An 11,318-nucleotide genomic window follows, 5' to 3' on the forward strand; every position below is an offset into this window, starting at 1 on the left:
CGCGCCCGCCCCGCATGACAGACTGTGTTACAGCTTGCGGTGCCGCAGCGCCGGCAGGCTGTCGCGTACCCCGCGCAGGAACGCCGGATCGAGTTCGCCCGTGATCACGCCCTCGCCTTCGGGCAGCACCGCCTTGACCTCGCCCCAAGGGTCGACCAGCATGCTGTGGCCCCAGGTGCGGCGGCCATTGACGTGCATGCCGCCCTGGGCCGCGGCCAGCACATAGCACTGGTTCTCGATGGCACGCGCGCGCAGCAGCACTTCCCAGTGCGCCCGGCCGGTGGTGAAGGTAAACGCCGCCGGCACGATGATCAGTGCGCACTCGCCCATCGCGCGGTACAGCTCGGGAAAGCGAAGGTCGTAGCACACCGACAGCCCGACGCGCCCGAACGGCGCATCGAACACGCCGACCGCATCGCCCGGCACGATGGTGCGCGCCTCATCGTACGATTCGGCGCCCTTGTTAAAGCCAAACAGGTGGATCTTGTCGTAGCGGCTCATCGACACACCCTGCGGGTCGTACACGAGCGTGGTATTGAGCACCTTGCCCGCGCTGGGCGAGACGAGCGGCAGCGTGCCGCCAACCAGCCAGATGCCGTGTTCGCGCGCCAGTTCAGCCATGCAGTCCTGGATCGGACCGGCGCCCGGCGCTTCGGCCAGCGCCACCTTGTCGACATCGGTCATGCCCATGATCGGCCAGTACTCGGGCAGGGCCACGAGCGTGGCGCCCTTGCCGGCGGCCTCGGCCACGAGGCGGCGCACGGTGACCAGGTTGTCGTCAAGGTGTGGAGTGGAAACCATCTGGATCGCGGCTACGGTCGTCATGTCATTCCTTGCTGGCAGTGGGGGTGGCAGTGGGGGCGGCGGATGCGCTGTCAGGTCCGTTGGGGATTTTGGTAATGGTCGGCGATTTCCACGGTCCTGTCACCTGCATCTGGTAAGTCAGCGCCTTCATCACCGGCGCGCGCAGGAACAACTGGGCCAGATAGCCGCCCAGGCCCAGCACCGGATTGACGGCCAGGCCGTACACGAGCGGTCCGGTGCCCAGATTGAATTCCGGGATCACGACCACGCGCAGATTGGTCGACTCGTTGGCGATGTCGGCCGTGCCGTTCATTAAAACGGTGGCTGCCACGCCATGCATCTTGAGGTTATCGGTGCGCACGACGCCGCGCGTGATCATCGCGTTGGCCGTGATGCCGTCGAACGCCAGGCCATCGGAAAACACGTCATGGAAGTCGAGCTTGAGCAGGCGCGGCAAGGCCTGCAGGCTCAGCACGCCCAGCAGCTTGGCCGCGCCCGGGTCCTGCTTGAGGAACTGGCCCGATTCGACGTTCATCTCGATCTGCCCCGACAGGCTCGGGATGTCCATTGCGTACGGCAGGCCGGCCCATGAGATGTCGCCGCGCAGATAGCCGTTGCCGCGCCCGACCGTGTCCGGGAAGCCCACGCGGTCCAGCAGGCGCCCGGCATTGTCCATGTCGAGCGCGAAGTTCAGGCTGGTATTGCTCTTGCCATCCTTGGTCAGCCAGCGGCCCGACGCGTTCAGCTTGCCATCGGGATTACTCAGCGCAAGCCGGTCGATGCGCCACTCGCGCCCGGCCAGTGCGCGCACATTGCTGGCGTTCAGTTCCAGGCGTCCCAGATTGGTGTTGAACAGCTCGAAACGCTCGGCCACGATGTCGAGCGACGGGATGCTGGCCGTGGCGCCCTTGTTCGACTCGAGCAGGTCCTTGACCTCGGCCTCGGCCGATTCGGGGATCACGAGCGAGGCCAGGCGGGCCGTGACCTTGCCCAGGCCGCTGGGTGTCTCGGCCCAGGTCAGGTAGCCGCTGGCCTGGCGCGAATGCAGGTTGGCGCGCCACGTGTCGCCCACGTGCGTGGCGCCAATGACCACGTCGGCCACGCGCCGCTCGCCGACCGTCAGTTCGCCCACCCGCCCGGCCACCACCGTCGGCAGCACGTACTGGGTGACATCGGCGCCGCCGGCCGGGGCCGCATCTGCCGCCGGAGCAGGCGCGTTTGCATCCATGCCGGCAATGGCGCGGCCGGCCGCCAGCCAATGGTCGACATTCAGCGCCTTCATGTCCAGGTGCGCCATCAGGCCACCCTCGGGGCGCGGCGCCGGCACGTTCACGCCAATACCGCCATGGGTCACGCGCCAGGCGCCCTTGCCCTGCTTTTCGCGTTCATAGCGCGCAGCCAGGCCCGGCCCCACGCCGACGCGGATGACGTCGCGCGCCAGGCCCTCGACGGTTGGCTCGCCCTCGAGCACGAAATGTAGCGGCAGGCTGGCGTCCTGCACCTTGTTCAGCGGGGCCGGCAGTTCGATGCCCAGGCCCGCCAGTGCCGAATCGATGGTGATCGTGCGGCGCCCGGCCTTGACGACGATCTCGCCACGATATGGCGTGCTGCCCGACAGGCGCCCGGCCAGGCGGCCCAACGCCGGCACCGGTGCGGTGCGGCGCATGCCCTCGGCCGACAACGTGCCGGCCAGCGTCACGCGCGTGCTGCCGTCAGGCGCCGTGCCGCCGCCCACGGCCAGCGGCGCACCCAGAAAATCAGCACCGACGCCTTCCAGTCCAAAGCCATGGTCGTGGAACGCGATCCGTCCCTGGGCATTCTGCAGCGCCGGCAGTTCGGGGAACAGCACCACCTCGTTGCCCTGCAATTGCAGGTTGCCCTGCACCTTGGCGTCGTTCAGGTGCGACAGCGGCAGGCGCAGCTTCAGATCGAGCCTTGCGTTGCCGCTGCCCTGCGTGTCTTCGGTGAAGTGGCCGATCCAGCCCAGCACCGGCGTGGCGGCCACGTAGCGCAGGAATTCCTGCAGCGGCCCGGCGCCGGCGCCGTCGATTTCCAGCATCATCTTGTCGTGTGCGCCCAGGTCGGGGATCACGGCCTTGACGTTCGACAGCGCCACGCCCAGCGTGCGCAGGCTCTTGCCATTGATTTCCATGCGCGCGCGGTCGAACACGATGCGCCCGTCAATGGCTTCGGCCAGTGGCCACAGCGGCGTGCCGTCCGGATGGCGGTGGCCGGGCGCGTATTCGAGCCGCGCGCCTGCCAGGCGTCCGGCGACACGGAATTCGCCGGTGTCGGCGGCCTTGAACGGAAACTGCGCGAGGTCGCCGCGCAGGCGCAGCGTGGTGTCGTGCAGCTGGCCGCCCTGCAGCGCGCCGACCAGCCAGTCGTGCAGGCCGTGCGGCGTGGCCAGCGGCAGGAAGGTACCGATTTTGTCGATCGGGAAACCATCGAGGCTGCCGCTGAAGTCGGCGGTGCCTGGCCCATGCCCCGGCGTGAGCGGCATAGTGTGGCGGCCCGAGACCGAGCCCTTGAACGCGCCCTGCGCAAAGTCCAGATCGTCGATATCGACCTGCAATTGCCGGCCCGCGTCAAACTGCCAGCGTGCAGCCAGGGCCAGGCGGTCGAACGGCATGCGCGGCTCGGCGAACCAGGCCGGCATCGTCAAGGCAAATTGCTGCGAGTCGAGCTTGACGCTGCCGGCGCGCTCGTTGGCGTCGATGCGCCCGCTCAGGTTCTCGAAACCGGGTGTGGCGGCCCGTCCCGGGCGCGCGGCCTGGGCTTTCAGCGCCAGCCCGGCGACGTCACCGCGGATCCGCCAGCCGGTCACACCGGGATAGCGCCCATCCCATTCGGCGCTGACATCCTGCAACACCCCGCGCGGCGCGTAATCGGCCAGCAAGCCACGCTGCACGGGAGAAATCGGCAGGTACTGGGCCAGCGCAGCCAGTGCGCCGATATCGAGGCCCTGCGCGCGCAGCGTGCCCTGCTCGGGCTTGCCATCGGCGGCGGGGCGCCAGGTCTGTTCGAGCGTGGCCGGCGGCAAGGCGCGGCCATCGCGCGCCACCACCGTGAAATTGTCGAGCCGCATTGCGTGGCCGTTCGCGCCAAAGGTCGGCTTGCCGTCGACCTTGCCGGGCAACAGGGTTTCGCGCGCGCTCAGGCGCCCCGACACGCGCGCCAGTTGCAGCGGCGCGATGTCCGGTCCCAGGCGCGCATTCACGCCGGCCAGCGCCAGGTCGGCAGTAAAACCGGCCAGGCGGGCCTGGTCCACGCTGATCCAGGTGCGCAGCGAGCCACGGCCCCGTTCGAGCTGGATCGGATAATCGACGAAGCGCTTCCAGGCGCCCAGGTCGACGTCGCGCAGGTCGGCGTACAGCTCGCCCTTCCAGCGCGTGACATCGGACGGCTGCTGGCCGAAGCGGTGCCGGAAGCGCGCGCGGATATCGATCGGGCCGCCCAGACGCGCCGGCGGCGTCGCCGTCAGCGCCACATGGTGCGCACCCCAGCGGTTGAGCAGCGCCAGCGTGACGCCCTGCAGCGCCAGCGGCGGCGTGCCGCGCAAGTCGTCGACCCAGTCGACGCGGCCATCGCGGATCACGATTTCGCGCTGGCGCAGCAGCCAGTCGGCGCCGGCGCCATCGCCCTGCTGCTGGTCGAGCCGCACGCCGGCCACGACGAGCACGCCGTCGCGGCCACGCCGCACGGACAGGCGCGGGCCGATGATGTCAAGGGACGCAAAACGGGGTTCGAGCGCGGCGATGCTCCACCAGCCGACCGTGGCGTCGACTTGCGGCAAGGCCAGCACTTGCCGGCCCCGGCGATCGTGCAGGCGCACGTCGCGCAGCAACAACGCCGGGCGCATGCCGTGCCAGGACGCGGCCAGCTGCGAGATCGTGACGCGGCCGCCGAGCGCATGGCCGGCCACGCGCTCGATGTCGTTCTTGTACAGGTCGATATTGGGGAGGATGGCGTAGCGCAGCACCAGGAACAGCACGGCCAGCGCGAAATACACGATCAGCAGCAGCTTGACGGCAAAGCCCAGCACATGGTGCGAGGCCAGGTTCGCGAAGCGGTAGCACGCGCGCAGCCGGCGCCAGCGTACGGCCAGCGGCCGGGACGTGGACGTCGCCTGCGGATCCGGGTTGTGCATCAAGGTGCTAATAACAAAGGCTCGCCGAAAAATGTATAGCTAAAAAAACAGGTCGCTTGCATGCGTTGCGGCGTCTACCTTACCATCGGTGCTGACCCGGGCAGCATCGACGGCCTGTTAGCCGGCCATTTTAACGCATCGACTGCCTGCCGGCCCCGACTAACGGCCTATTGAAGCGGCCGTCCATCGCGTTTCCCAGGATCAACGATGACCGAAGTTTCCCCTGCACCACAGACTGCCCCAGCCACTGTTGTTGTTCCTGCCAGCGCGTCGCGTTTCGTCGCGCGCTGGCTGGGCGCGGCGCCCGAGCGCGCCGCACAGCTCGCCAGCTTGTCCGCATTATCGCTGGCGGACGCCGATTTTCGCGCCCTTCTCGAGACCGAACTGGCGAAAGGATTGCCGCTCGAGCGCGCCATGCGCCGGGTGCGCAACCTGTTGATCTCGACCATCGTCGCGCGCGATCTCGGCGGCCAGGCCGACCTCGATGAAGTCGTCACCGCGATGACGGCCTTTGCCGACTTCGCCATCCAGACCCATGTGGCCAGCCTGATGGCCGAGCTGGTCGCGGCGCACGGGATGCCGGTCGGCGAGGATTCGGGCCGCCCGCAGCACCTGATCGTGCTGGCCATGGGCAAGCAGGGTGGCGGCGAGCTCAATGTGTCGTCGGATATCGACCTGATCTTCGTGTACCCGGAAGACGGCGAGACAGCCGCCGCGCCCGGCCAGCGCCAGTTGTCAAACCACGAATTCTTCATCCGTCTGGGGCGCCGCCTGAGCGCGGCATTGTCCGAAGTGATCGAGGATGGCTTCGTGTTCCGGGTCGACATGGCGCTGCGCCCCAATGGCAAGTCGGGCCCGCTGGCGGCCAGCTTCGGCATGGTCGAAGAATATCTGATCGTCCAGGGCCGCGAATGGGAACGCTATGCGTGGGTGAAAGCGCGCGCCGTCACGGGCGAGCCGGACGACATCGCGGCGCTGGACGCCATCGTGCAGCCGTTCGTGTTCCGGCGCTACCTCGACTTCGGCGTGATCGACGCGATTCGCACGATGCACGCCCAGATCCGCGCCGAGGTCAAGCGCCAGGAGCGCCTGCATCCCGAGCGCAGCCACAACGTCAAGCTGGGCCGTGGCGGCATCCGCGAGATCGAGTTCCTGGCCCAGGTGTTCCAGCTGATTCGCGGCGGGCGCGATCCGGCGCTGCGCGAGCGCTCCACGCGCAAGACGCTGCTCCTGCTGGCCGAGCGCGAGCTCCTGACGGTCGACACGGTCGAACGCCTGCTTGCGGCCTACACCTTCCTGCGCAACCTCGAACACCGGCTGCAATATCTCGAAGACGCCCAGACTCACACGCTGCCGGTGAGCGACGACGACCGCCTGACGGTGGCGCGCATGATGGGCTGCCCGGATGAAGCCACCCTGCTCGCGCGGCTGGAACAACAGCGCACGTACGTCGCGCAGCAGTTCGACGCCATCTTCGCCGACAAGGAAACGCCCGACCAGGACCCCGACGCGCCGGCCCTCGTCGACGACCTGGACAACCTCGATGCGCTTGCCCAACGCCTGGCCGGCCTGGGCTTCAACGACACGCGAAGTGCCGCCGCCCGCCTGACCAACACGCTGCAGGGCGCGCGCCTGGCCAGCCTGCCCGACTTCAGCCGCGTGCGCCTGCTGGCGCTGGTCGAGGCCGCCCTGCCCCTGATCGCCACCGTCGTGAAGGACGCCGGCATGGGCAACCACGGCGCCACGCTGGGGCGCCTGCTCGACCTGTTCGAGGCGATCGCGCGCCGCTCGGCCTACCTGGCGCTGCTGACCGAATACCCGCATACGCTAGGGCGCGTGATCCGGATGATCAATGCCAGCGGCTGGGCCGCGACGTTCCTGACCCAGCACCCGATCCTGCTCGACGAGTTGCTGGACGACCGCAATGCCGGCGCCGAAGCGCTGCCGCAACTGGCGGCCACGCTCGACACGCAGTTGACGGACGCGGCCGGCGACACCGAGCGCCAGCTCGACATCCTGCGCGAGACGCACCACGCGCAGCTGTTCCGCCTGCTGGCGCTTGACCTGGCCGGCGAACTGTCGGTCGAGCACCTGGCCGATCATTTGTCGGCACTGGCCGACACGATCGTCGGCGCCGTGGTGACGCACGCCTGGCGCGCGGTCAATGGCCACCACCGCGAGGTACCGCGCTTTGCCGTCATCGCCTACGGCAAGCTGGGAGGCAAGGAGCTCGGCTACGTGTCCGACCTGGATGTGATCTTTTTATACGAGGACGACGATGGCGACGCGCCGCCGCTGTACGCGAGGCTGGCCCAGCGCTTCATCACCTGGATGACGGCGCCGACGCCGGCCGGTATTCTGTTCGACATCGACATCGCCCTGCGCCCGGATGGCGCCAGCGGGATGCTGGTCTCGTCCCTCGCCGCCTTCGAGCGCTACCAGAGCGAGGCGGCCTGGATCTGGGAACACCAGGCACTGACGCGGGCGCGCTTCTGCGCCGGCGACGCCGCCATCGGCGCGCGCTTCGAGGCGATCCGCGAACAGGTGCTGCGCAAGGACCGCTCTGGCCAGGCGGCGGTGCTGAAGAACGAGGTCGTGCAGATGCGCGCGCGCATGCATGACGCGAACCTGAACCGCAGCACCCAGTTCGATCTCAAGCACGACGCGGGCGGCATGATCGACATCGAGTTCATCGTGCAATACCTGGTGCTGCGCCACGCGCACACCTACCCGCAGCTGACCGCCAACGCCGGCAACATCGCCCTGCTGCACCTGTGCGGCGAACTGGGCCTGATCGACGCGGCCCTGGCCAGCGAGGTCGCTGCAGCGTATCGCGCCATGCGCAAGCTGCAGCACAGCGTGCGGCTGCAGGGCCACGACAAGACGCGGGTCGAGCCGGCCCAGGTGGGCGCCCATCCCGACAGCGTATTGCGCCTGTGGCACGCCTGTTTTACCGATTGATGCCAGGCGCACCACCCCGGTGCGCCTGCGTTTATTCAGCACTACTTCCAGCCAGAAGCACCATTTATTGCACCCCAAAAGCACGTACATACTGCTGACTTTTCAGTCATTTAGTTTCTTTCTACCAACTGTTGTTTTTGCCACAGAAATGTCCTCCTCGCGCATTGACACCCCTTAATGTGGAATGTTCTGATACTTCGTGTGCATGCATATCAGCAAAAAGGTATCGCCGTTTGCTGGCCATGCACTGTTTTCGCCTATCAATCATAAAAACTGCCCCACACCCATGGAGCGCAGGATGGAGAGCACATGCAACAACGTACCAAGATCGCACTCGCCGTGACGCTGGCGCTGACGTCGATGACCGCCATTGCGCAAGAAGCTCTGCAGCGCGTCGAAGTGACCGGTTCCCGCATTCGCCAGGTCGACCTGGAAACGGCGCAGCCCGTCCAGGTGATGAGCCAGGAACAGATTCAGAAAAGTGGCCTGGTCACGGTCGGCGACATCATCAACAGCATGTCGTCGGCCGGCGTGCCCGCCTTCTCACGCGGTTCGTCGCTGGGCGCGGGCCGCGAACAGGGCGGCCAGTTCCTCGACATGCGCAACCTGGGCGCGCAGCGCCTGCTGGTGCTGGTCGATGGCAAGCGCTGGACCCAGTCGGTCAACGGCTACACCGACATGTCGACGATCCCGTCGGCGCTGATCGAGCGCGTCGAAATCCTGAAGGATGGCGCTTCGTCGATCTACGGTTCGGATGCGATCTCGGGTGTGGTCAACATCATCCTGAAGAAAACCATGCAGGGCGGCCAGGTCAGCGTCTACCACGGCCAGAACGAAGAAAACGACGGCAAGACCAAGGACTACTCGGTCACCTACGGCGCCGGCGACGACAAGGCGTCGCTGCTGTTCGGCCTGACCCATACCGACCAGGGCGGCGTCTGGGCGCGCACGCGCGACATCACCGCCACGACGAATGGCCCGACGCGGCCGAATTCGGCGCTGGGCAGCGGCCCATGGGGCCGTATCCGCCAGGTCAGCCCGACCGGCGCCGCGAGCGGCTTTGACCGTGTACTGAACCACACCGGCGGCCCGTTGGGCGACGGCACCGGCCAGGACTCGCGCAATCCGGCCAACTACCATCCCTTCACCAATGCGCCGGCCGACCTGTTCAACCCGACCAGCCAGATGCACTTTTTGACGCCAAGCAAGCTGACGTCGCTCTTCGTCAAGGGTGAAGTCGAACTGCCAGCCAATATGCGCTTCAAGACCACCGCAATGTACGCCGACCGCAAGTCGTCGCGCACGGTCGCCGGCTATCCGCTGAGCTCGACCTCGCAGGCCCGCTTCCCGGTGTATGTCGACAAGGACAGCTACTACAACCCATACGGCAACGCGGTGGCCGGCGCCGGCAATGGCCAGGACCTGTTCTTCTACCGCCGCACGATCGAAGTGCCGCGCGTGACCGACAACAGCAACCGCAGCCTGCATATCGACGCTTCGCTGGAAGGCGAGTTCTCGATCCGCACGCTGCCGTGGAACTGGAGCGTGGGCTACAACCACAGCAAGGTCGACGGCCAGGTATCCGGCTATGGCGACCTGAACCTCATCAACCTCAAGCGCGCCCTCGGTCCGTCGTTCCGCAATGCTGCAGGCATCGTCCAGTGCGGCACCGCCGCCGCGCCGGTCGGCCTGGGCGAATGCACCCCATGGAACATCCTGGGCGGCCCATCGGCCTCGACCCCGGAAGCGCTCGATTACGTGATGTCGACCGCCCAAGCCACCTACAGCTCGGTCGTCAACAGCGCCACCGCCGACCTCAGCGGCGAACTGTTCACGCTGCCAGCTGGCGCCGTCGGCGTTGCCGGCGGTATCGAGCACCGCGAAGTGCGCGGCAACGACGTGCCGGGCCAGTTCGAGCGCTCGGGCTTCTCGTCGAGCCTGGCCGGCAATCCGACCTATGGCCGCTACACCGTGCGCGAAGCCTACCTGGAAGCGAACATCCCGCTGCTCAAGGACGTGCCGTTCGCCCAACTGCTCAGCGTAAATCTGGCGTCGCGTTATTCGGACTATTCGAACTTCGGCTCGACCACCAACAGCAAGGCCAGCTTCATGTGGAAACCGGTACGTGACCTGCTCACGCGCGGTACCTACGCCGAAGGCTTCCGCGCGCCAACCCTGGGCGACACGTTCGGCGGCGGCTCGCAGACCTTCGCCAGCTACCTCGACGCCTGCGACAGCGTCGTCGGCGAAGCGGCCGTCAACCCGGCCGTGGCCCAGCGCTGCGCAGCGCGCGGCGTGCCTGCAGGCTTCCGCCAGAAAAACCAGACGGGCGCGAACGTGCCTGCCACCGGCGGCCAGACCCCGTTCCCGTTCACGACCGGCGCCGGCAACAGTTTCCTGCTGCCCGAAACCGCCAAGACCCGCACGCTGGGCCTGGTCCTCAGTCCGTCGAGCGTGCCGGGCCTGTCGGTCTCGGTCGACTGGTTCAACATCAAGATCGACAACCTGATCACGGGCGTGTCGGCCACCGACACGATCGAAGAGTGCTTCCTGTTCAACGTGGAAAACTTCTGCTCGCTGATCACGCGTGACGCCAGCGGCCAGGTCGTCGATCTGCAGATCGGCAACACCAACCGCGGCAAGGTCGAGACCGAAGGCGTCGACCTTGCAATCAACTACCGCCTGCCGCGCACGGCCTGGGGCCAGTTCGGCATCCGCAGCGAAACGACCTACACCGACACGTACAAGCGCCAGTCGACCCCGGATTCGGAATGGATCGAGGAGGCCGGCGAATACGACACGTTCCGCGTCAAGTCGAACACGTCGCTCGACTGGAACATGGGCAACTGGAGCGCGACCTTCACGGCCCGCTTCTACAGCAGCCAGAAAAACCGTTGCTTCTCGCTGACGCTGCCGGGCGAATGCTCGGATCCGACCGCCAAGACCAGCTGGGGCACCGGCTACACCCGCGCCAAGGAGATGTGGTACGGCGACCTGTCGATCGGTTACGCGCTGCCATGGAACGCCAAGCTGCTGCTCGGCGCGAACAACATCTTCGACAAGAAACCGGTCATCAACTACAGCGCAGGCTCGGCCACCGGCGGCAACTCGTCGTCGTCGTCGGTCAGCCCGGAATTGCCGATCGATCGATTTGTCTACGTTCGCTACAATCAGTCGTTTTAAGTGATTCGTCGGTAAACCGCAATTTAATTGCGTAAAAAGCCCGCCAGGCGCAAGCCCGGCGGGCTTTTTGCCGTCCCGCCAAACTTAGATCAGCAAGTAACCGCCTAGTCAATTACATGTGATATCGAAATTTAGTAAATACACATTTCTGCAACAAAACGGTCACATTCTCACCCTTCTGGTGCGTATGCATTGACAGTGAAGTCCCCCGAATGGTTTT

General features: G+C 66.6%; 4 protein-coding genes. 2 read left to right on the top strand and 2 right to left on the bottom strand.

What is annotated here, in order from left to right:
- Positions 1–27: 27 nt before the first annotated feature.
- Complete coding sequence (locus RCH14_RS02690; RefSeq protein ID WP_343024610.1) at positions 28–825, bottom strand: carbon-nitrogen hydrolase family protein; 798 nt, start codon at positions 823–825, stop codon at positions 28–30.
- A 1-nt stretch (position 826) separates the two neighbouring features.
- Positions 827–4,954, bottom strand: coding sequence for a YhdP family protein (locus RCH14_RS02695; RefSeq protein ID WP_343024611.1), 4,128 nt, complete (start codon positions 4,952–4,954; stop codon positions 827–829).
- 207 nt (positions 4,955–5,161) lie between these two features.
- Here RCH14_RS02695 and glnE point away from each other — a divergent pair, with 207 nt between their 5' ends.
- Entirely contained in the window at positions 5,162–7,915 is a 2,754-nt protein-coding gene (gene glnE, locus RCH14_RS02700; RefSeq protein ID WP_343024612.1) for a bifunctional [glutamate--ammonia ligase]-adenylyl-L-tyrosine phosphorylase/[glutamate--ammonia-ligase] adenylyltransferase, read from the top strand.
- A gap of 309 nt (positions 7,916–8,224) precedes the next feature.
- Entirely contained in the window at positions 8,225–11,098 is a 2,874-nt protein-coding gene (locus tag RCH14_RS02705; RefSeq protein ID WP_343024613.1) for a TonB-dependent receptor domain-containing protein, read from the top strand.
- Positions 11,099–11,318 lie beyond the last annotated feature (220 nt).

This window comes from Massilia sp. MP_M2, assembly GCF_039123635.1.
GTDB lineage: Bacteria > Pseudomonadota > Gammaproteobacteria > Burkholderiales > Burkholderiaceae_D > Telluria.